At 72.7% G+C, this 20,797-nt stretch carries 18 protein-coding genes; 7 read left to right on the top strand and 11 right to left on the bottom strand.

What is annotated here, in order from left to right:
* Positions 1-123 precede the first annotated feature (123 nt).
* The gene (locus AB0B72_RS17620; RefSeq protein ID WP_367739842.1) at positions 124-1,947 is read right to left on the bottom strand and encodes a hydantoinase B/oxoprolinase family protein; all 1,824 of its coding nucleotides are present in this window, start codon (positions 1,945-1,947) and stop codon (positions 124-126) included.
* Positions 1,944-3,986: a hydantoinase/oxoprolinase family protein gene (locus tag AB0B72_RS17615; protein WP_367739841.1), complete on the bottom strand. Its 2,043-nt coding sequence runs from the start codon at positions 3,984-3,986 to the stop codon at positions 1,944-1,946. The genes AB0B72_RS17620 and AB0B72_RS17615 overlap by 4 nt, the downstream gene beginning before the upstream one ends.
* 234 nt (positions 3,987-4,220) lie before the next feature.
* Here AB0B72_RS17615 and AB0B72_RS17610 point away from each other — a divergent pair, with 234 nt between their 5' ends.
* Complete coding sequence (locus tag AB0B72_RS17610; protein ID WP_367739840.1) at positions 4,221-4,694, top strand: hypothetical protein; 474 nt, start codon at positions 4,221-4,223, stop codon at positions 4,692-4,694.
* Positions 4,694-5,011 carry a winged helix-turn-helix domain-containing protein gene (locus tag AB0B72_RS17605; RefSeq protein WP_367739839.1) on the top strand — a complete coding sequence of 106 codons (318 nt, stop codon included), beginning with the start codon at positions 4,694-4,696 and terminating at the stop codon, positions 5,009-5,011. Before AB0B72_RS17610 ends, AB0B72_RS17605 begins: the two co-directional genes overlap by 1 nt.
* A gap of 133 nt (positions 5,012-5,144) precedes the next feature.
* Here AB0B72_RS17605 and AB0B72_RS17600 read toward each other — a convergent pair whose 3' ends face one another.
* The 3 genes from AB0B72_RS17600 to AB0B72_RS17590 form a co-directional block, all read right to left on the bottom strand.
* Entirely contained in the window at positions 5,145-5,840 is a 696-nt protein-coding gene (locus tag AB0B72_RS17600) for a carbon monoxide dehydrogenase subunit G (protein ID WP_367739838.1), read from the bottom strand.
* A gap of 92 nt (positions 5,841-5,932) precedes the next feature.
* Complete coding sequence (locus tag AB0B72_RS17595; RefSeq protein ID WP_367739837.1) at positions 5,933-6,295, bottom strand: VOC family protein; 363 nt, start codon at positions 6,293-6,295, stop codon at positions 5,933-5,935.
* Positions 6,292-6,909, bottom strand: coding sequence for a TetR/AcrR family transcriptional regulator (locus AB0B72_RS17590; RefSeq protein WP_367739836.1), 618 nt, complete (start codon positions 6,907-6,909; stop codon positions 6,292-6,294). Before AB0B72_RS17590 ends, AB0B72_RS17595 begins: the two co-directional genes overlap by 4 nt.
* Positions 6,910-7,172: 263 nt before the next feature.
* Between AB0B72_RS17590 and AB0B72_RS17585 the strand changes: the two genes are divergently transcribed.
* Together AB0B72_RS17585 and cydB are read left to right on the top strand one after the other, a co-directional pair.
* Positions 7,173-8,657, top strand: coding sequence for a cytochrome ubiquinol oxidase subunit I (locus AB0B72_RS17585; RefSeq protein ID WP_367739835.1), 1,485 nt, complete (start codon positions 7,173-7,175; stop codon positions 8,655-8,657).
* A 12-nt stretch (positions 8,658-8,669) separates the two neighbouring features.
* Positions 8,670-9,644 (top strand): cytochrome d ubiquinol oxidase subunit II, encoded by a 975-nt coding sequence (gene cydB / locus AB0B72_RS17580; RefSeq protein WP_367739834.1) that lies wholly within the window; start codon positions 8,670-8,672, stop codon positions 9,642-9,644.
* Here cydB and cutA read toward each other — a convergent pair.
* The 6 genes from cutA to AB0B72_RS17550 all read right to left on the bottom strand — a co-directional run bounded on the left by cutA (position 9,610) and on the right by AB0B72_RS17550 (position 16,896).
* Positions 9,610-12,030 carry an aerobic carbon-monoxide dehydrogenase large subunit gene (cutA, locus tag AB0B72_RS17575; protein ID WP_367739833.1) on the bottom strand — a complete coding sequence of 807 codons (2,421 nt, stop codon included), beginning with the start codon at positions 12,028-12,030 and terminating at the stop codon, positions 9,610-9,612. The genes cydB and cutA overlap by 35 nt on opposite strands.
* Positions 12,031-12,076: 46 nt before the next feature.
* Positions 12,077-12,583, bottom strand: coding sequence for a (2Fe-2S)-binding protein (locus AB0B72_RS17570; protein WP_367739832.1), 507 nt, complete (start codon positions 12,581-12,583; stop codon positions 12,077-12,079).
* Positions 12,584-12,605: 22 nt separating this feature from the next.
* Positions 12,606-13,478, bottom strand: a complete 873-nt coding sequence (locus tag AB0B72_RS17565; protein ID WP_367739831.1) for a xanthine dehydrogenase family protein subunit M — start codon at positions 13,476-13,478, stop codon at positions 12,606-12,608.
* A 36-nt stretch (positions 13,479-13,514) separates the two neighbouring features.
* On the bottom strand, positions 13,515-14,879 hold the full coding sequence (locus AB0B72_RS17560) for a uracil-xanthine permease family protein (RefSeq protein WP_367739830.1): 1,365 nt from the start codon (positions 14,877-14,879) through the stop codon (positions 13,515-13,517).
* A 160-nt stretch (positions 14,880-15,039) separates the two neighbouring features.
* Positions 15,040-15,249: an RNA-binding S4 domain-containing protein gene (locus tag AB0B72_RS17555; RefSeq protein ID WP_367739829.1), complete on the bottom strand. Its 210-nt coding sequence runs from the start codon at positions 15,247-15,249 to the stop codon at positions 15,040-15,042.
* A 33-nt stretch (positions 15,250-15,282) separates the two neighbouring features.
* The gene (locus tag AB0B72_RS17550; RefSeq protein ID WP_367739828.1) at positions 15,283-16,896 is read right to left on the bottom strand and encodes a PucR family transcriptional regulator; all 1,614 of its coding nucleotides are present in this window, start codon (positions 16,894-16,896) and stop codon (positions 15,283-15,285) included.
* Between the two features lie 237 nt (positions 16,897-17,133).
* Between AB0B72_RS17550 and AB0B72_RS17545 the strand changes: the two genes are divergently transcribed.
* The 3 genes from AB0B72_RS17545 to AB0B72_RS17535 are packed head-to-tail and all read left to right on the top strand — an operon-like array spanning position 17,134 to position 20,764.
* Complete coding sequence (locus AB0B72_RS17545; RefSeq protein WP_367739827.1) at positions 17,134-17,964, top strand: DUF2877 domain-containing protein; 831 nt, start codon at positions 17,134-17,136, stop codon at positions 17,962-17,964.
* Complete coding sequence (locus AB0B72_RS17540) at positions 17,961-19,343, top strand: FdrA family protein (RefSeq protein ID WP_367739826.1); 1,383 nt, start codon at positions 17,961-17,963, stop codon at positions 19,341-19,343. The genes AB0B72_RS17545 and AB0B72_RS17540 overlap by 4 nt, the downstream gene beginning before the upstream one ends.
* Before the next feature lie 35 nt (positions 19,344-19,378).
* Complete coding sequence (locus AB0B72_RS17535) at positions 19,379-20,764, top strand: DUF1116 domain-containing protein (protein ID WP_367739825.1); 1,386 nt, start codon at positions 19,379-19,381, stop codon at positions 20,762-20,764.
* Positions 20,765-20,797 lie beyond the last annotated feature (33 nt).

The raw sequence follows: 20,797 nt of genomic DNA, 5'->3' as shown, positions 1-20,797 counted from the left end.
GGATGGCAGCTCGGCCGACTACTCGCTGGAAATCCTCGAATCCGGAGAGTAACCGATCGGATCGGTCCCCGGCACGCCCTCACCCACCTGGCACTCCACCTTCGTGTCAGCCACCGGCACCGCTCAGAGGGTGTCGACCTCCGCGTGGGCACGGCCGCCGGAGAGCGTGGGATATCCGGGGCCGCGGTCGAAGAACGGGGCCGGCCGCTCCTCCCGCAGGGCCGCGCGCAGCCGCTGCGTCTTCTCCGCGTCGATCCGCACGTCGTCGCGGGGGCCGGAGAGTACGACGCCGTAGTCCTCACGCGCCCCCGCGAAGGAGACCTTCCCGTCGCGGACGTCCTCGGCGACCCGTTCGGCCGGCCGGTCGTACGGCGACCCCCAGCCGCCGCCCCCGGTCGTGCGGATCCGGATGACCTGCCCGGCGCGGACCGGAAAGTCGTCGACCAGGCCCTCCATCTCCACGCCGTCGACCATGACCTGGAACGGACGGCCCGCCCTTCCGCCGTTGACCCCCCAGCAGGACAGGATGGACCGGTCGGCGATCGACATGAACGACGCGTCCCGCAGCATGCGGATGTGCTTGTCGTATCCGAGCCCGCCGCGGAACTCTCCCGGTCCGCCGCTGTCGACCGCCAGGCCGAGCCGCTCCACCCGGAACGGCCAGCGCGCCTCGGCGAACTCCACCGGGATGTTCCGGCTGTCGGGCACGACGTGGATGGTGTCCTCCCCGTCGGCGTACCAGCGCCCCCCGGAGCCGCCGCCGAGGACCTCCCTCATCAGGTACGGACCGTCGTCGGAGTCCCCGTAGACGCCGGTGTAGCGGATGGTCTCCTGGTCGGCGGGCATCCGGCCGCCGGTCGCCTTGGCCAGCACCCCGGCCAGCACGCCGAGGAGGCGGAGGATCACGAAGGTCCGGGCGTTCGTCGGCGCGGGGAAGATCGGCGTGAGCAGCGTGCCCTTCTCGGGGAAGATCATCTCGATGAGCGGCACGACGCCCTCGTTGACGTCCAGCTCGGCCATCCGCTCAGGCGTGTCGGCCAAGTTGCGCAGGATCGGGGCGAGCCACTTCTTCAGGAACACCCCGTCGGCGTAGTCGCCCGCGTGGTTGATCGGCCCCTTGGCCTGCGGCGACGTTCCGGTGAAGTCGATGGTCAGCGGGGTCGCCGCCGAGTGGTCGACGGTCAGGGTGATCCGCTGGGCGTGCAGCCGGGGCTCGTCCACGCCGTCGTGCTCCGCGTAGTCCTCCCAGACGTGGACGCCTTCCGGGATCTTGGACAGCAGCTCCCGGCGGAAGGTCTCGGTGGTCTTCGAGATGATCGCGTCGAAGCACGCCTCCACGGCGTCGCGCCCGTACCGGTCGAACAGCTCGCCGAGCCGCCGCGCCCCCATCAGGCAGGCCGAGCACTCCGCGTCGAGGTCCCCGGCGAGGGAGTCGGGCATCCGCGAGTTGCGCGTCATGATCGCCAGCGCCGCCCGGTTGGGCACGCCCTGGTCCCACAGCTTGATGGGCGGGACCATCAGGCCCTCCTCGAAGGCGCTGCGCGCGTGCGAGGGCATGGAGCCGGGCACGGCGCCGCCGATGTCGTCGTGATGGCCGAAGGCCTGCACGAACGCCACCACCTCACCGCCGTGGAACACCGGCACGGTGACGCACAGATCGGGCAGGTGGCCGATGCCGCCCTCCGACAGGTAGACGTCGTTGTGGAAGAAGACGTCCCCCGGACGCATCTCGGCCACGGGGAAGTCCCGGACGATGGGCTGCACCAGCGCGGAGTACGACCGGCCGGTCAGCTTGCGCAGCCGTACGTCGTGGATCCCGGCGCGGAAGTCGTGCGCGTCGCGGATCATCGGCGACCGGGCGGTCCGCGCGATGGCGGTCTCCACCTCCGTCTCGACCGAGGCGAGCGTGCCCTCCACGATCTCCACCAGAACCGGATCGGCGCTCATCGGTCGCTCACCACCACGAGGTTGCCGTAGTCGTCCATGGTCGCCGTGAAGCCGGGGTGGACCGGCAGCGTCGAGCCGTACTCCTCGATGACGGCGGGGCCCCGCACCACCGCGCCGGCGCCGAGGTCGCCCCTGCGGTAGATCACCGTCCTCCCCCACCGCTCGTAGAAGACGTCACGGGTGGCGAGCGGGCTCGGCTCGTCCGCCTGGCACGGCCGGCGGGCGATCCTGGGGCGGGTGATGGGGCCTACGCCGGACACCCGGAGGTTCACCCATTCGACGGCGTGCCTGGCGTCGCCGCGGTAGCCGTACCCGTAGAGCCTCTCGTGCTCGGCGTGGAAGCGCTCGACCACACCGGCCTGCCAGGCCGCGTCCACCGGGCCGCCGGGGGCGGGGACCCGCACCTCGTACGCCTGCCCGTAGTAGCGCAGGTCGGCGCTGCGCGCGTACACGTGGCCGGTGAAGCCCTCGCGGGTGAGCGCCTCGGCCGCCTGGCCCTCCAGCTCGGAGAAGATCTCGTTCAGCGCGTACGGCGAGGGGTCGCGGGAGACGTGGGTGCGGACGTAGTCGTTCTTCACGTCCACGGTGAGCAGTCCGAACGCGGACACGTTGCCCGGGTCGGGCGGCACGATCGCGGCGGGCAGGCCGAGGACGTCGATGAGCCGGCAGGCCAGCAGCGGCCCGGAGCCGCCGAAGGCGACCATCGGGAAGTCACGGACGTCGAGCCCGCGCTTGACGGTGATCTGCCGGATGGCGTTCGACTGGTTGAACGCGCTGATCTCCAGGATGCCGGTGGCGCATCGCTCGGGGGTGAGGCCGAGCTTCGCGGCGAGCGCCTCGACGCCCGCGCGGGCGGCGGCCACGTCGAGCGGGATCTCGCCGCCCAGCAGGTACGGGGGCACCCGGCCGAGGAACACGTGGGCGTCGGTGACGGTCACCTCGGTGCCGCCCTTGCCGTAGCAGAGGGGGCCGGGGTCCGCCCCGGCCGACGGCGGGCCGACCTTGAGCGTCCCCTCCGGGGAGATCCACGCGATCGAGCCGCCGCCCGCCCCGACCGTCACGATGTCGATCATGGGGATCTTGCAGGGGTAGCGGCCGATGGTGCCCTCGGTGGTGAGGGAGGGCTCGCCGTTCACCACCACGGCGACGTCGGTGGAGGTGCCGCCGCCGTCGAGGGTGATGACGCTCGGGTGACCGGCGTTCCCCGCGATCAGCGCGGCGCCGAGGGCCCCGGCCGCCGGACCGGACAGCACGGTGGTGATGGGCTGGTGCACCACCTCGGCGGCCGACAGCACGCCGCCGTTGCTCTTCATCACGGAGAACGGCCGGCCGAGCCGGTCGGAGAGGTTGTCGATGTACCGCCGCATGATCGGCTTGACCGCGGCGTCCACCAGTGTGGTCACCGACCGCTCGTACTCCCGGTACTCGCGCAGGACGTCGCTGGACAGCGACACGACCGCACCGGGGTGCTCGCGGCGCAGCACCTCCCGCATGCGGGTCTCGTGCGCGGGGTTGGCGTAAGAGTGCAGAAGGCATACGCCGATCGCGGTCACCCCGCGCTCGCGGAACCACCGCGCCACCTCGGCCGCCTGCTCCTCGTCGAACGGCCGGACCTCGTGCCCGAGATGGTCGAGCCGTCCGCCGACCGTCCTGACCCGGTGGACGGGCACGATCCGCGGCGGCTTCACCCAGAAGTACGAGTTGCCGTACCCGTCCGGGACGCTCTGCCGGGCGATCTCCAGGATGGACTCGAAGCCCTCCGTGGTGACGAACCCGAGGTGGGAGGTGCCGCCGGGCCGGTCCTCCAGGAGCTGGTTGGTGGCCACCGTCGTGCCGTGGACGATCGCGGACACCGCGTCGAGGCCGTACGAGCCGCCGTGCGCCTCGAGCACCTTGTGCACCCCCGCCATGAAGCCGTCGGCGGGGTTGGCGGGAGTCGAGGGAGTCTTGGTCGTGACGATCCTGCCGGTGTCCTCATCGACCAGGACCACGTCGGTGAAGGTGCCTCCGGTGTCGACTCCGATGCGGACGTTGGGCATGTTCCAGTGTCTACCGATCGCCACCGACCTGCCGAACCGGCGAGCTGTGCCGAATAATCGGCATTCCCTCGTCACACCCTGCCCACAGGCCCGCACCGGTGGCTCCCAGGCCGCCGTTCGCCTGTACGGAGGTCGCCGTGGCCCGGCCCCACTCCATGCGACCACTTTCCTATGAGGAAAACAGATGCTACTTTCCTCACAGGAAAGCAGTAGCCGACTTCGGGGGACGGTCCCATGAACCAGCACGACGCCCAGACTTCGCTCGACGACATCCACCGCTTCCAGGACAGGACCCGGGAGCAGATCGTCCGCCAGAGCTTCGCGCTTCCGCGCGTGGTCGTCTCCGCGCTCGGCCTCTTCATCGCCTTGGCGGCCATCGACCTCCCGCACTCCTGGAACCTCGTGGCCCTGGCGCTCGGGATGGCCCTGTACGCCGGTGTGGGGATCGTCTGTGAGCACCGGGCCGCGGTCCGCAGGAAGGCCACCCGGCAGGAGGCCCTTTTCCACGGCGGGCTGCTGGCCTGCGTCATGGTGGCCTTCGGCATCGGCCGGATCGCGGCCTTCGCGCTGTTCGGCCTGCCGCCTCAGGGGCCGCTGTCACAGGCCACCGCGGGCGCGATCGTGGCGGCCCTGGCGTATGTCGCGGCCACGCCCGTGAACCGCTCCATCATGAAGTCGATCGTCCGGCAGAGTGGCGGGACCGCCTGATGGATCCGCTCTTCGACGAGTTCCTGCACGTCCCGGCGCGCCTGTCGGTCGTGGCCCTGCTGGCGCCGGCCGAGTGGGTGGACTTCGGCTTTCTCAGAGACTCGGTCGGCACCAGTGACTCGGCGCTGTCCAAGCAGGTCTCCGCGCTGGCCGCCGCCGGATACGTCATCGTCCGTAAGGACCAGGACAAGCGGGCACGGCGCACGTACGTGCAGCTCACCACGCAGGGACGGCTGGCCTTCCAACGTCATGCGGCGGCCCTGGAGCGGATCGTCGCCCTCGCCCGCGATTCCACCGGCCGGCCCGTCACCGACTAGAGATGCGCTGAGGGTGCCAGGTCCTGTTCCTGCGCCGGCCCAGCGACTCGAAGGCCGTCACCACATGCCGGTGGACTCGGCACGGCTGAAATCGCGACATCACGATCCCGGCCGCGTACAGGCCCCCAGCGGATCAGCGCCGCCCGCTCCGCGTCCCGGCACGGCCGAGGACCCAGCCGATCGCCGCGCTGCCGAGGGCCACCCCGGCGCCGGCGCCGAACGCGGCCAGCATCGTCCAGGCGGGTACGCCCTGCCGGGCCGCCCGAGGCGCGCTCTCGGGTGCCGGGCGAGTGAACACGCCCGCCGTCCGTTCCGCCGCCTCCAGCATCCCTGGGGCAGCCTCCCCGGCGGCGGCCTTCACCGCGGGGGCATCCACGGCGGGGGCCGCGCCGGCCGACAGGAGGTGCCGTTCGACGGCGGAGAAGAACTCCCCCGCGGTCTTCCTGGCCACCGCGCCGAGCATGCGCTGCCCGACGCCGCCGATCATCCCGCCCACGACGGCCTCGGCGTCGTAGTCGACCCGGGTGCCGCCGTCGGCCTCGCTGAGCCGTACGACGACGGACGCCTCGACCGTGCCCGGGGCCCCCTGGCCGCGCGCCCGCAGCACGAACCGCTCGGGCTCGTCGGGGTCGGTGAGCGAGACCTCACCCTGGTAGACGCCCTTGATGGACGCCACCCCGGCCGTGACGGTCATGGCGTACACGTCGGCGCCGACCTCTTCGAGCCGCGCGCAGCCCGGGATCGTCCGCACCAGGACCGCCGGGTCCTGCAGGGCGTCCCAGACCCGCTTGCGCTCCGCCCCGAGCAGCGCACTGCCAACGACCTTCATGGGCCACCTCCGATGCCGAGCACCTTAGAGAATCACCGGGGCGGCGAGAACGGCAACATCTGCCGCCCGCGGATCCGCCGATCGTGAACAAGTCACAGCGGGGACATGACCTCGTAGAGATTGTGATCGGCGTCGGCGAAGTAGAGCCCGCGCGGCGCCAGGAGGTGATCGATCCGGCCGTTGTGCGGCGTGCGCGGATCGTTGCCGTACGGCACGCCGAGCTCACGCAGCCGGGCGAGGACGCCGTCGAACGTCGCCGGGTCCACGTCGAAGGCCAGATGCACCCCTGTCGGATCCTCGACGGCCATGAAGTCCAGGGCGAGCTGCTCGTTGACGCGTACCTGCATGAACTTGTGCGCGGGCGCGGCCGTGAGACCCATGATCTGTGCGAAGAAGCGGGCCGCCGCGCCGTGGTCGCGGGCCGGCACGATGGTGTGGTTCAGGGTGATCGTCATCGGGCCACCGCTCCGTTCAGGAAGAGGTCGACGGTCTCCTCCAGTGTGGGGTCGTCCCCGCCGGCGGGGCGGACGCCGGCGCCTATGAGTGAGCCGAACGCGGCGGCGAGCCGGTCGGCGGGCAGACGCAGGGCCGCCTCGTCCGGCCGCATGAGATCGGCCAGCGCGGCCCTCACCCGGGCGGCGGAGTCGTCGCGTCCCGCGGTGATCCGCCTGCCCTCCTCGGACTCCGGGGCGGGGCGGCGCTCACGGCCGTGACCGCTCATCCGCAGCGCCCCCGTGACGGCGCCCATCCGGCCCATGTGGGCCCTCAGTGCGGCGCCCGCCTCGACCAGGCGGGACGCAAGGGGCTGGTCCATCGGGATGTCGGCCAGCTCGGCCAGCAGCGTGTCGGGGCGCAGCACCTCGAGCACGCAGGCGTCGAGCAGCTCAGCCTTGTCCGCGAACACCCTGAAGATCGTGGCCTCGCCGATGCCGGCGGCCCGCGCGATCTGGCCCGTCGTCACGGCGGTGCCGTGCTCGGCGACCATGGGCAGCGCGGTTCTGATGATCATCTCGCGGCGCATCTCCGGGGTCATTCCCGGCGCCCGCCGCCTTACCGGGGTCTCATTCATGACATCGACCATACGGAGTGAGTACTCACTCCGTCAATCGCCCGATGTAGGCCCGAATCCGCCGGGCGGCGGACGCGCGACCGGTCGCGACCCCCGGATCATTGATGCCGCACCCCGGGAGGCGCTCCCGGTACAGACGGGAAACCGGGTGTGACGAAGATCGCACCTTCTCACGGCACCGGTCGGCCCCATTGCTCTACAGAACGTAGTACTACTGAATATAGAACTACGCGTTGTAGAGCTCAAGCACCCGCGAGGGGGACATGGACGCGTTGGACCTGGCACGGTGGCAGTTCGGGGTCACCACCGTTTACCACTTTCTCTTCGTACCCCTCACGATCGGGCTCGGCGTCTTCGTCGCCGGTCTCCAGACCGCCTGGTACCGCACGGGCAACGACGACTATCTGCGGCTCACCAGGTTCTTCGGCAAGCTCTTCTTGATCAACTTCGCCATGGGCGTGGTGACCGGGCTCGTCCAGGAGTTCCAGTTCGGGATGAACTGGAGCGAGTACTCCACCTTCGTCGGCGACGTCTTCGGGGCGCCGCTCGCGATGGAGGCGCTGCTCGCGTTCTTCCTGGAGTCCACCTTCCTCGGGTTGTGGATCTTCGGCTGGGAGCGCCTGCCCAAGCGGATCCACCTCGCCTGCCTGTGGGCCGCCGTCATCGGGTCGAACCTCTCGGCGTACTTCATCCTCGCGGCCAACGCGTGGATGAAGCACCCCGTCGGGTACGAGGTGGTGGACGGCCGGGCCAGGATGACCGACTTCTGGGCCGTCCTCACCAACTCGACCGCCCTGGCGCAGATCCCCCACGTCACCGGCGGGGCCTTCGTCGTGGCCGGCGGCTTCGTGATCGCGGTCACCGGCTATCGGATCCTGCGGGAGCGGGGCCTCAGGCTGATCCCCGGCCGCGCCCCTGCCCATGAGGGGCACAGCCAGGCGATGTGGCGGACCGCTCTGCGCGGCGCGCTCGTCATGACGGCGATCGCCGGGGTCGTGGTGGCGGGCACCGGCGACCAGTCCGGCCGGCTCCTGGCCGAGCAGCAGCCGATGAAGCTCGCCGCGGCGGAGGGCCTGCGGCACGACACCGCGGGAGCGCCGTTCAGCGTGGTCCCGGGGGTCGAGGTGCCCGGCCTGCTGAGCCTCCTGTCCGCCCATGATCCGGGCGCCACCGTCCAGGGCATGGACGACATCCAGGCCCGCTACGAGAAGGCCTTCGGGCCGGCCGACTACACGCCCAACCTGCCCGTCGTGTTCTGGTCGTTCCGCGTGATGATCGTCTTCGGCATGGCGACGGTGGGCCTTTCCGCGCTCGGTCTGTGGCTCACCAGGCGCCCGCGGCTCGCCCGGGGCGGCCAGGGCCGGCGGGACCGGCGGGACCGGCGGGACGGCCGCGCGGCGAGGCCGCTGCCGGCGTGGTTCGCACGCGTCTGCATGCTGGCCCTCCCGCTCCCGACCGTGGCGATCGTCGCGGGCTGGCTGCTCAGCGAGATCGGCCGCCAGCCGTGGACGGTCCAGGGCGAGCTCATGACCGCGGCGAGCGTGTCGCCGGGCGTGAGCCTGGCCGAGGTGGCCGTCACCCTCGCGGTCTTCACGGCGCTGTACGGCGTGCTCGCCCTGGCCGAGGGGGCGCTGCTGCTCCGCCACGTCAAGGCCGGGCCAGAAGAGCCCGCCGCCCCGCCCGCCCTGCCCGCCACCGCCCCCGCCGGCTCCGGCGAGGCGCGGCTCACGCCGACGCTCATGTACTGAGGAGCAGCCCACATGACGACGCTCATGACGACCTCCGCGACGCCTCCCGTGACGGCACTGACCACGCTCTGGTTCATAGTGATCGCGTTCCTCTGGACGGGTTACTTCGTGCTGGAGGGGTTCGACTTCGGCGTGGGCGCGCTGATGCCCCTGCTGTCGCGGAGCGACGCCGACCGCCGTCAGGTCCTCGGGACCATCGGCCCTGTCTGGGACGGCAACGAGGTCTGGCTGATCACCGCGGTCGGCGCGATGTTCGCCGCCTTCCCCGCGTGGTACTCCCGCCTGCTGAGCGGCTTCTACCTGCCCGTCTTCCTGGTCGTGGCGGGTCTCATCGTGCGCGGCGCCGGCCTGGAGTGGCGGGGCAAAGTCTCCTCCCGGCGGGAGCGCGCGCTGTGCGACGCCGGGATCGTGACGGGCAGCGTGCTCCCCGCGTTCCTGTGGGGGGCGATCTTCGGCAACCTCCTGTACGGCACGCTCCTGGCGACCGTGCTCGGTGGCGCGCTCTCGCTGTCGGTGGCCGTGCTCCACGGCGCGGTGTTCCTCGCGCTCAAGACGGCGGGGCCGGTGCGCCGGCGGGCCCGGCGGGCCGCCGTGCCGGCCGCCGCGTGCGCGGTCCCCGTCGCGGTGGTGGCGCTGCCCGCGATCCCCGGCGGCGGCGCCCCGGCGTGGACGCAGGGCGCCGCGCTGGCCGCCATGGCGGCGCTCGCCGCGGGCGCGGCGCTGGTGTGGCGGCGCCGGGAGGGCTGGGCGTTCACGGCCACCGCCACGTCGATCGCGGCGGCCACAGCCGCCCTCTTCGGCACGATGTGGGCGGCCCCCCTGCCCGGTCTCACGCTGGCCGAGGCCTCCTCCGCGCCGTACACGCTGAAGGTGCTGACGTGGATCGGCCTGATCGCCCTCCCCGGCGTGATCGCCTACCAGGCCTGGACCTACTGGGTGTTCCGCAAGCGTGTCACCGGGGAAGTACCGGCTCTCCAGGCCCACTAGCGCCCGCGGCGCGGCGCAGGCCGTGCAGGTCGGAGGGGGAGATCGGCATCCGGTCGATCGTGATCCCCTCGGCGTCCTCGATGGCGGCGGCGATGACCGCCGAGCCGGGGATCACCCCGGCCTCCCCCGCTCCCTTGATGCCGAGCGGGTTGAGCGGCGAGGGCGTCTCCAGGTGGGCCGTCTCGATGTGCGGGATCTCCGTGGCGTACGGCATGAGGAAGTCCATGAACGAGGCGTTCAGCAGCTGGCCGTGCTCGTCGTACACCATCTTCTCGTAGAGCGCGCCGCCGACGCCCTGGGCGACGCCGCCGTGGATCTGGCCCTCGACGATCATCGGGTTGATGAGGTTGCCGCAGTCGTGCACGACGGCGTACCGGAGGATCTTGATCTCGGCGGTCTCCGGGTCGGTCTCCACGATCGCGGCGTGCATGCCGGAGGCGTACGTCGACCGGATCGGGGAGTAGTAGTCCCTGCCCTCCAGACCGGGCTCCTCCCCTTCCGCGACCGGCGGCGCGTCGTCGGACGCCGGCCCGGCGAACTGGGTGGCCCGCTGGGCCTCCTCGTCGAACGCGTACCGCAGGGGATTGGACAGCACGGCGACGGTGGCCAGCGGGATCGAGGCCGACGGCGCGCCCACGACGTGGACGAGCCCGTCGGTGATCTCCAGGTCGCGGGGGTCGGCCTCCAGGGCGTCGGCCGCGATCCGCAGCGCCTTCTCCCTGACCTTCCGGCAGGCGAGCGCGATGGCGCTGCCGCTCATGACGGCGGCGCGGGAGGCGAAGGTGCCCACGGCGTAGCCGAACCGCCGGGTGTCGCCGGTGACGACGGAGACCCGCTCCATCGGCACTCCCAGCTCGGTGGCCGCGATCTGGGCGAACACGGTCTCGTGCCCCTGGCCCTGCGACGTCAGGCCGGTGGAGACGTGCACCCGCCCGTCGGAGGTGATCTGCACGTGGCCGCCCTCGTACGGCCCGACGCCGGTGCCCTCGACGTAGCAGCCGATCCCGATGCCGAGCCGCCGCCCCTCGGCGGCCGCCTCGGCCTTCACGGCCGGGAAGGCGTCCCAGCCGATCATCTCCTTGAGCATCCGCAGCGATTCGGGGTAGTCGCCGCTGTCGTAGATCAGCGGCCGGCCGTCCTGGAACGTCATGCCCTGGTCGTAGGGGAACTCGCCGGGCTGGATGAAGTTGGCCGCGCGCACCTCGGTCCTGTCCCGGCCGAGGAAGGCCGCGATCTTGTCCATCGTCCGCTCCATGCAGAACACGGCCTGCGGCCGTCCCGCCCCCCGGTACGGCGTGACCTGCACGGTGTTGGTGTAGATCGAGGAGAACTCGACCCGGTAGGCGCCCACCTTGTACGGCCCGAGGAGCTGCGTGGAGGTGATGATCGGCACGATGATCCCGTACGGCGTGTAGGCGCCGTGGTCGTGCAGGATGGTCACGTCCAGGCCGAGGACGCGCCCCTCGTCGTCGAAGCCGACCTTGACGTGGTGCACCTGGGCCCGCTCGTGCGCCGAGGAGACGAAGTGCTCGCGGCGGTCCTCGGTCCACTTGACCTCCCGGCCGAGCCGCCGGGCCGCCCACGGCACGAGGACCTCCTCCGGCCAGGGGTGGACGATCTTGACGCCGAAGCCGCCGCCCACGTCGGGCGCGATCACCTCGACCTTCGGCAGCGGGAGGCCGAGCTTGGCCGCGATGGCCATCCGCACGCTCGTCGAGGTCTGCGTGGACGAGTAGACCCGCAGAGACTCGTCGTCGGCGTCCCAGCGCGCGTACACGCCCTTCCCCTCCAGGGGCATGGACGCGCTGCGCTCGATGTCGAGCCGGAACGCGAGCGTGTGCGGCGCGGCCTCGACGGCCTCCCGCGCCGACCTGCCGCCGGGCGCCGGCACCTCCTGGACGAGGTGGGCCCCGACGTTGCCCGGCACGTCGTCGTGCACCAGGCGGGCGGCCTGGGCCGCCTCCTCGACCCCGACGACGGGCTTGAGCACCTCGTAGTCGACCCGGATGAGCGAGCAGGCGTCCTCGGCCAGGTAGCGGTCGCGGGCGACGACCATCACGACGGCCTCGCCCACGTGCCGCACGACCTCCTTCGCGAGCGGGTACGCCGTCCGGCCATGGGTGAGCGCCGGATGCGGGATCAGCAGCGGCAGCGGCTCGGCGAGCGCGCCGGGAAGGTCCTCCCACGTGTAGACGGCGACCAGGCCCTCGACGTCGAGGGCGGCGGAGACGTCGACGTCCAGGATCCGGGCGTGGGCGTGCGGCGACCGGACGAAGGCGGCGGCCAGCGCGCCGGAGCCCAGGTCGTCGACGAAGCGTCCCCGGCCCGTGACGAGCCGGGCGTCCTCGCGCCGACGGACCGGCTCGCCGAAGAGCTTGGTGGTCATGCCGTCCCCCTCGCCCGGCGGCCCGCCGGCCATCGAGCCGCGGCGCTCACCGGGCCTCCTCCGCCTGGATCTCGGCGGCCCGGTGGACCGCCTTGACGATGTTCTGGTACCCCGTGCACCGGCAGAGGTTGCCGGAGATGGCCTCCACCACCTCGTCGTCGGCCGGGGCCGGGTTGTCCCGCAGGAACGCGGTGACCGTGCACAGGAAGCCTGGGGTGCAGAACCCGCACTGCAGGCCGTGGCACTCCGCGAAGCCCCGCTGCACGGCCGACATCTCGCCGTCGTCCCCCGCGAGCCCCTCCACCGTCGTGATGTCGTGACCGCCGGCGGTCACCGCGAACGTCAGGCAGGAGCGGACCGGCTCGCCGTCGAGCAGCACCGTGCAGGCCCCGCACACCCCGTGCTCGCAGCCCACGTGGGTGCCGGTGAGGCCGAGGTCGTGGCGCAGGCAGTCCGACAGCAGCCGCCGCGCGGGCACGGTCACCTCCCGCACGATCCCGTTGACCGTCAGCGTGACGGCGTGCGTCCCGGCGTGTGTTTCAGCGTGCGTCATGGTCCCTCGCCTCGCGTCCCGCTCATGAAACCGCCTCGGCCTCGCGCGCGGCGGCGCGCAGCGCCCGCGCCGCCAGCACGCCGGTCAGGTGCCCGCGGTAGTCGGCCGTGGCGTGGATGTCGGCCTCGGGCTCGATCCGGCCGAGTACGGCGCGAGCCGCCGCATCCCAGTCCGCCGACACGGCCGGACGCCGTCCGCAGGCCTCGCCCACGTCGACGACGACCGGGACCGGCCCCACGCTGACGCACGCGACCCGGGCCGCGGCGACGCGCAGATCCTCGTCCAGCGTGACGAAGGCGGCCACGCCTGCCACCGCGTAGTCGCCGTGCCTGCGGGCCACCTCGCGGAACGCGGTGCCCGAGCGCGCCGGAAGTGCGGGGAAGAACGCCGAGACGGCCAGCTCGCCGGGCAGCAGGGCCGACTCCATCGGCCCGGTGAAGAACTCCGCCGCCGCGACCTCCCGCTCACCGCCCAGCCGCGCCAGCCGTACGGACCCTCCGAGGAGGGCGAGGACGGCCGGCAGCTCGGCCGAGGGATCGGCGTGCACGAGGCTGCCCACCACGGTCCCCCGGTTGCGGATGGCCGGGTGGGCCACCAGCCGGAGGGCCTGCCGCAGGAGCGGCTGGACGGCCGCGGCCGGGGCGGAACGCTCGACCGCGGCGTGCCGGGCCAGAGCGCCCACCCTGACGCCCCCCGGCCCGGCGTCGATCGCGTCCAGGCCGGCCACCCGGTTGATGTCGACGATGTGCCCGGGCGCGGCCAGCCGCATGTTGAGCAGCGGGATCAGGCTCTGCCCGCCGGCGAGGACCTTGCCGTCCTCTCCCGCCCCGGCGAGGGCCTGGAGCGCCTCGCCGAGGGTGGCGGGGCCGTGGTAGGCGAACGGGGGCGGCTTCACGGGCGTGCGATCCCCCGGCCGATCCGGCCGGCCGGTTCAGCCGGCCGTGTCGCGCTCGAATCCGATCTCCCCACCGGAGGCCTCCTTCACGGGTCTGCCCGCTATGACGCGGAGCAGGTGATATCCACCAAGTACCACGATCGTGCCCAGCGCGATGCCGGCGAGCGAGAAGTCGTCGGTGATGCCGTGGGTCACGGGACCGATGGCGAGGATGATGCCGGCGCCGATCGGCACCATGTTCACCGAGTCGGAGAAGTCGACCTGGTTCTCGATCCAGATCTTCGCGCCCAGCAGCCCGATCATGCCGTACAGGATGACCGTGATGCCGCCCAGCACGCCGTCGGGCGTGGCGGCGACGAGCGCGCCGAACTTGGGGCACAGGCCGAACAGGATCGCGATGACCGCGGCGACGTAGTAGGCGGCGGTGGAGTAGACCCGGGTGGCCGCCATCACCCCGATGTTCTCGGCGTAGGTGGTGGTCGGCGAGCCGCCGACGGCGGTGGCGACGACGGTGCCGACGCCGTCCGCCATGACGGCGCGGCCGATCAGCGGGTCCACCTCGGTGCCGGTCATCGACCCGACGGCCTTGACGTGGCCGACGTTCTCCGCGATCAGGGCGATGACGGCGGGCAGCACCAGCACGACCGCCGACGCCTGGAAGGTGGGGGCGTGGAAGTGCGGAAGGCCGATCCAGTCGGCCTTGCCGAGGGCGTCGAAGCTGATCCGGTAGTGGGTCGTGACCTCACCGGTCGCGGTGGGCCCGGTGATCTGCCCCGCCGTGTGGTCGAGGACCCACGACAGCGCGAAGCCGAAGACCAGGCCGAGCAGGATGCCGATCCGGCCGAGGAAGCCCTTGAACACCACCAGGAACAGCGCGGTGGCGATCATCGTGATCAGCGCCACCCAGTGGTCTTTGGGCCAGTAGAAGTCGGCCACGACGTACGCCAGGCCGAAGCCGATCAGCATCACCACCGCGCCCGTCACCACCGGCGGGAAGATGCGGTGGATGACGCCGACGCCGAGGAAGTGGATGGCGACGCCGGCCGCGGCGAGCACCAGGCCGGCCACCAGGATGGCGCCGGTCACGGTGGCGCTGTCCCCCTGGGCCGCGCGGATCGCGATGACGCCGCCGACGAACGACGCGGAGGTGCCGAGGTAGCTCGGGATCTTCCCCTGCACGATCAGGAGGAACAGGATCGTCGCGACACCCGACATCATGACCGCGACGTTCGGGTCCAGCCCCATCACGATCGGGAAGACGAACGTGGCGCCGAACATAGCGATCACGTGCTGAGCGCCCACGCCGATCGTGCGGGGCCAGCTCAGCCGCTCGTCCGGCCGCACGACCTCACCGGGTGCCAGCCCTCTGCCGTCGCCGTGCATCGTCCATCTGAAAGCCATGTGAGCCCCTTTTGCTGACGGGCCGTGGGCTGGTAGCCGCCCCGCAGGCGTCCCTCCGCGGCGCTTCCTCACCGGTCGAGCTTGACCGTTTGGGGCACTTTAGGACTGGCGTGCCCGCCGTACATGGGCATGATCTGCCAAAGCCGGGCCCGTCCGGGCGTCAGACCACGTGGATCTCGAACCCCTCGCCGGTGACGACCTGCCCGGCCCGGATCTTGCGGCCTCTGCGGAGCTCCACCTCCCCGTCCACCCGGACGTTCCCCTCGGCGATGAAGTGCTTGGCCTCGCCGCCGCTGTCGGCGATCTGGCAGTACTTGAGCAGGTCGGACAGGGCGACGTGGTCGTCCCGCAGTTCGAAGGTCTCCTTCACGGCGCCAGCATAGGCAGCCGGGCCGCACGCCGCTCAGATGCCCCGCATCCGCAGCACGTGGAGCGCGAGCGTGAGGTTCAGCCGCAGGTGCGCGTCCTCGGTGAAGTTGCCGAGCAGGCGCTCCAGCTTCCCGATCCGGTAGCGCAGGGTGTTGTAGTGGAAGTGGAGCCTGCGCGCGGTCTCCGCCACGTTGAGGTTCGTCTCCAGCAGCACCTGGAGGGTCCGCCGCAAGTCGGCGTTCTCGGCGTCGTCGTCCCCGGCGAGCGAGCCCAGCGTCTCGCGGACGAACGCGTGCAGCTCCTCGGTGTCGTTGACCAGCGACAGCAGCCGGTAGACCCCCAGCTCGTCGAAGTGCGCGACCGCCCCGGCGCCGTGGAGCTGCCGGCCCACCCGGGCCGCCTTCAACGCCTGGCCGTACGCGCCGGGCAGGGCGTCCACCCCCGCGGCGACCCGGCTGAGCCCGGTGGAGAAGCTGCCGTCGGAGACGGCGGCGAGCGCGTCCCTGGCCAGGCGGGTGGTGTCGACGGCGTCCCCGACGATCACGACCACCTCGTGGGAGAACCCCGCGACGGCGCCCCGGGGGTCGTGCTTGCGCACCGCCGCCTGCCAGGCGGCGAGCATGCGGTCCTGCACCGACCGCTCCTCGGTGTCGGGGTCGATCTCCGCCACCAGGACGCCGACGGGGCGCTCCAGGTCCCAGCCGAAGGCGCGGGCCCGCTCGGCCACCCGCGTCCCGCCGCGGCCGGTCAGCACGTCCCTGAGGAAGTCGGCGCGGTACTTGCTCTCGACGGCGGTGACCGCCTCCTGCTTGGTGATGACGAGCGCCGCCACGGTCGCCGCCCGCTCCAGGATGCCGACGTCGCTCGGCGTCAGCGTGCCCGCGGCGCCGAACGCGACGATCCTGCCGTGGTGGTGGCCGCCGGCGACCACCGGGACCGCCGCGTAGTGCCCGTCGGCCCCGGTGACGGGGGTGATCGAGGTGGCCGGAGCCCGCCCGGCGGTGGCGTGGACCTCCCGCAGCATCGCCACCTGCGCCGCGTCGCCCGCGGTGGCGAGGACCTGGCCGTCCGCGTCGACGGCGGCGACCGCCACCTGCAGCAGCCCGGCGACCTCGGCGGTCACCTCACGCATCCCTCCCCCGGCGAGCACGATCTGCACGAGGGCGCGGTGCGCCTCCTCCGCGCGGGCGAGGATCGCGGCCTGCCGGTTCAGGATGTCGGTGAGGACCTGGTTGAGGATGTCGTCGAAGCCCACGTCGTTCGGCAGCAGGATCAGCGGGAAGCCGAGCCGGTCGGCCTGCTCCACCATCTCGCCGGGCAGCTCGTCCAGGTAGCGGCCCAGCTTGATCGCCAGGGCGGCCAGCCCCCGCTCGTCGAGGTCGGCCACGAGCCGGTCGAGCGACTGCGGGGTGTTGCGCAGCGGGTAACCGGTGGTGAGCAGCAGCTCGTGCGGCTTCACCCAGGCGAGGATGTCGGGCACCTCCATCACGTTGAGGCGCTGCACGATGCGGTCGAGCCCGCTCTTGCCGGCGATCAGCCGGGCGTCCGCCAGGGTCGAGACCCCGAGCACCTCGCCCACCGACACGCCGTGGAGGATCGTCCCGGTGCTGGCCAGTCGCATCGCCGGGGGGGCTGGGTCGTTCGTCATGGCGTGCTCCGGAGGTCCCGACACCCGAAGGGCGTCTCACGGAGATTGTGCCCGACCGACCTTCCTGTCAGGAAGAGCCAAGCATCCGGCCGACTGTTGGCATCTTTCTCCGTACGGACGGGGAAAACCGCGTTCTAGCGTCGGCTAGGACTGGCTTCAGGAGGTCCGGTGACTGTTGGCACGCGCCCCAGGGCACGGAAGGCGGCTCCCGCGTCCCGAGCCCCGGCGGTCCGTCACGTGAGCGGGGCCGCCAGCATCGCGCTGCGCGAGGCGCTGGAGTCGCCCCGCCGTCCGGCCCGGGTGCTCGCGTCCTTCCCGCTCGCGGTCTACCTGGAGGTCAGGAGCGAGGCGGAGCCGTACGTCATCGCCCTGGTGACCGGCGAGGCCGTCAGGCTGCCCAACGCGGTCGTGCTGGCCGAGCCGCTCGACGGGGTCGCTCCGGGCGACGACGGCTGGGTGGGCGACGGCGTCGTGGAGATCGGCGGGCTCGCCGTCGGGGCCCGCCGCTGGTGGGACCCGGCCCCGCCGCTCGGCGCCGCCGATCCCGCGCGGCTTCCGGCCGCCCTGGCACGGCTGGGCGAGATACGCGCCGGGTCGCCGAGGCGTCCAGGGCTCGACCCGGCCGGAGCCCCCGCGCAGCTGGCCCGGGGCTGCCTGTCCGGCTCGCTGCTCGACTGCGTCACCGCGGCCGAGCGGCTCATCGGCCTCGGCCCCGGCCTGACCCCGAGCGGCGACGACATGCTCGCCGGCCTGCTCGTCACGCTGCGCCACCTGGGCCTCGCGGCCGGGGCGCCACGGGCCGTCTGGCTCGCCGGCTGGCTGGCCGCCACGGTGACGTACGACGCCCGCACCCGCACCACCCCGATCTCGGCGACCCTGCTCCACTGCGCCGCCCGCGGCGAGGCGAGCCCCGAGGTGACCGGCGTCCTGCGCGGCCTGGCCGGCCCGCAACCGCTGGAGCCGGCCGTCAACCGCCTGCTCCGCCTCGGCCACACCTCGGGCGCCGACATGGTGTGGGGGATGCAGATCGGCCTGTCCGCCGTCCTGTCCCACATGGAGAGCCGTTGAACGATCTGGTCGAAGTGCGCGCCGGGGTCTACCACGACTCGGTGAGCCTGATGCGGGTGAGCCAGGCACTCACGAGCCGGCCGGAGGTGGCGGTCGCGGTCGTCGCGATGGCGACGGAGCTCAACGTGGGCCTCGCACGCGACCTGGGCTTCGAGCTGCCCCCGGCCACGCCCGGCGACCTGCTGGTGGCGATCCGGGCGTCGTCGCCGGCCGGGCTGGAGGAGGCGGCGGCCGAGCTGGAGCGCCAGTTCGCGGAGCGGGTGCCCGCCGGAGGCACGTCCGGGACGCAGGCCCCGCCGCGCACCGTCCGGGCCGCCGCCCGCGCGTGGGACGCGACGCTGGCGCTGGTCAGCGTGCCCGGCGAGCACGCCTTCCCCGAGGCGCTCGACGCGATCGAGGCGGGCCTTTCCGTGATGGTGTTCAGCGACAACGTTCCCGTGGAGCAGGAGGTCGTCCTCAAGGACCGCGCGCTGGCGCGCGGCGTCCTGGTGATGGGCCCCGACTGCGGCACGGCGGTCATCGGCGGGGCCGGCCTGGGGTTCGCCAACGTCCTGCGCCCCGGCCCCGTGGGCGTCGTCGCGGCGTCCGGCACCGGCGCGCAGCAGGTGACGAGCCTGCTCGACCTCGCCGGGGCCGGGGTGAGCCACCTCATCGGCGTCGGCGGCCGGGACCTGTCGGCCGCGGTGGGCGGGCGCTCCACCATCCGGGCCCTGCGCGCGCTCGACGAGGATCCGGCCACCGAGCTCATCGTGCTGGTCTCCAAGCCGCCCGCGCCCGAGGTCGCCCGTGCCGTACAGGAGCTGGGCCTTTCCACGCCGGTCGTGCCCGCGCTCCTCGGGCCGGGGCAGGACGACCTGACCGCCGCGACGGAGAAGGCGCTGCGCGCCCTCGGCCGGGACGTCCCCGAATGGCCCTCCTGGCCCGTTCCCCCCGGCGTCGCCCCCGGGCCGGCAGGACACGCGGCGCTGCGCGGGCTGTACTCGGGGGGCACGCTGTGCACCGAGGCCGCCCTCGTCGCCGGGACCGGCGAGTTCACCGACTTCGGCGACGACGAGTACACGCGCGGCCGGCCCCACCCGATGATCGACCCCGCGCTGCGCCTGGAGGCGATCTCCGCGGTGGAGTCGGGGGTCGTGCTGCTCGACGTGGTGCTCGGCCACGGCTCCGACCCCGACCCGTCCGCGTGGCTGGCCCCGGCGATCGCCGAAGCCGGCGCGCGGGGGGTGGCGGTCGTGGTCGCCCTGGTCGGCACCGACGGCGACCCGCAGGGGCTGCGCGCCCAGGCCGCCCGGCTGAACGAGGCCGGCGCCGCGGTCTTCACGTCCAACGCGGCGGCGGCCCGGCACGCTCGCCTCCTGCTGTCCCGCGCCGGCGGCTGACCCTCAACGCCGGGAGCGACCTCGAACGGAGCCAGATGACTCTCTCCATGCTGTACGGCGAGCCGCGCGTGATCACCGTGGGCGCCTCGGTGCTCGAAGAGGCGCTGGACCGCCAGGCCGTGCCCCAGACCCGGGTGGACTGGCGGCCGCCGCTGCCCGGCACCTCCGAAGCCCTCGCCCGGGTGCTCGCCGACCCCCGGCGGGAGCAGGCCAACGCCACCGCCGTCGGACGGCTGCTGTCGGCCCGCCCGCAGCTCGTCGGCGTACGGCCGGCCCGCGAGGTGCTCGGCCTGGAGCCCGGCACGTTCTTCCACGCCGGCCCGCCGATCACCTGGGAGCGGGCCTCCGGCCCGATGCGCGGGGCGCTCATCGGCGCGATGCTGTTCGAGGGCCTGGCCGCCACGCCGGAGGAGGCGGAGGGCAGGCTCGCCTCCGGCGAGGGCGTCGCGCTCGACTCCTGCCACCACCACCGCACGGTGGGCCCGATGGCGGGGGTCGTCAGCTCCTCGATGTGGATGCTGGAGGTCCTGGACGCCGAGCACGGCGGCACCGCGTACTGCTCGCTGAACGAGGGGCTCGGCAAGGTCCTGCGGTACGGCTCGTACGGCCCCGAGGTCGTCGACCGCCTGCGCTGGATGGGCGAGGTGCTCGGCCCGGTCCTCGCGGCCACCCTGGAGGTCACCGGCCCGATCGACCTGCGGTCCCTGATCGCCCAGGCTCTGCAGATGGGCGACGAGCTCCACAACCGCAACCGGGCGGCGACCTCCCTGCTGCTGCGCGAGATCGCCGCCGCCGTCGTGGAGGCCGCGCCGGGCCGGGCGGCCGAGGTGCTGCGCTTCGTGAACGGCAATGATCATTTCTTCCTCAACGCAGGAATGGCGGCGGCGAAAGTCAGCGCGGACGCGGCGCGGGGCGTGCCGGGGTCGAGCCTCGTCGTGGCGATGGCCCGCAACGGAACCGATTTCGGAATTCAGGTGTCCGGGCTCGGCGACCGGTGGTTCACCGGCCCCGCCGGCGTGCCCGACGGGCTCTACCTCGGCGGGTACGGGCCGGACGACGCCAACCCCGACATCGGCGACTCGACCATCACCGAGACCTCAGGCCTGGGCGGGTTCGCCATGGCGGCGGCCCCCGCCATCGTGCGGTTCGTGGGGGGCGACGTGTCCGACGCGGTGGCCGCCACCACCTCGATGTACGAGATCACGATGGCCGAGCACCCCGCTTACCAGATCCCCGGGCTGGGCTTCCGGGGGACGCCGGTGGGCATCGACGTGGCGCTCGTCGCCAGGACCGGGCTGCTGCCCGTCGTCAACACCGGCATCGCCGGCCGGGTGGCCGGAACCGGCCAGGTGGGGGCGGGCCTGGTGAACCCTCCCGTGGAGGCGTTCACCGCCGCGCTTACCGCCTTGGCCGCCGCTTGAATTCCCATTGACCGCGATTTGACCCTAATATCG

The organism is Microbispora sp. NPDC049125, from assembly GCF_040802045.1.
Taxonomy (GTDB): domain Bacteria; phylum Actinomycetota; class Actinomycetes; order Streptosporangiales; family Streptosporangiaceae; genus Microbispora.
Note: the sequence above shows the minus strand (reverse complement) of the source record. Positions and strands in the feature narration are given on the sequence as shown.

Bases quoted from the DNA above. Each gene is read 5' to 3' on its own strand.
- AB0B72_RS17535 (WP_367739825.1), top strand. From the start codon at position 19,379: ATGACTCTCTCCATGCTGTACGGCGAGCCGCGCGTGATCACCGTGGGC.
- cutA (WP_367739833.1), bottom strand. From the start codon at position 12,030: ATGACCACCAAGCTCTTCGGCGAGCCGGTCCGTCGGCGCGAGGACGCC.
- AB0B72_RS17590 (WP_367739836.1), bottom strand. From the start codon at position 6,909: ATGAATGAGACCCCGGTAAGGCGGCGGGCGCCGGGAATGACCCCGGAG.
- AB0B72_RS17610 (WP_367739840.1), top strand. From the start codon at position 4,221: ATGAACCAGCACGACGCCCAGACTTCGCTCGACGACATCCACCGCTTC.
- AB0B72_RS17595 (WP_367739837.1), bottom strand. From the start codon at position 6,295: ATGACGATCACCCTGAACCACACCATCGTGCCGGCCCGCGACCACGGC.
- AB0B72_RS17560 (WP_367739830.1), bottom strand. From the start codon at position 14,879: ATGGCTTTCAGATGGACGATGCACGGCGACGGCAGAGGGCTGGCACCC.
- AB0B72_RS17570 (WP_367739832.1), bottom strand. From the start codon at position 12,583: ATGACGCACGCTGAAACACACGCCGGGACGCACGCCGTCACGCTGACG.
- cydB (WP_367739834.1), top strand. From the start codon at position 8,670: ATGACGACGCTCATGACGACCTCCGCGACGCCTCCCGTGACGGCACTG.
- AB0B72_RS17550 (WP_367739828.1), bottom strand. From the start codon at position 16,896: ATGACGAACGACCCAGCCCCCCCGGCGATGCGACTGGCCAGCACCGGG.
- AB0B72_RS17620 (WP_367739842.1), bottom strand. From the start codon at position 1,947: ATGAGCGCCGATCCGGTTCTGGTGGAGATCGTGGAGGGCACGCTCGCC.
- AB0B72_RS17585 (WP_367739835.1), top strand. From the start codon at position 7,173: ATGGACGCGTTGGACCTGGCACGGTGGCAGTTCGGGGTCACCACCGTT.
- AB0B72_RS17600 (WP_367739838.1), bottom strand. From the start codon at position 5,840: ATGAAGGTCGTTGGCAGTGCGCTGCTCGGGGCGGAGCGCAAGCGGGTC.
- AB0B72_RS17615 (WP_367739841.1), bottom strand. From the start codon at position 3,986: ATGCCCAACGTCCGCATCGGAGTCGACACCGGAGGCACCTTCACCGAC.
- AB0B72_RS17605 (WP_367739839.1), top strand. From the start codon at position 4,694: ATGGATCCGCTCTTCGACGAGTTCCTGCACGTCCCGGCGCGCCTGTCG.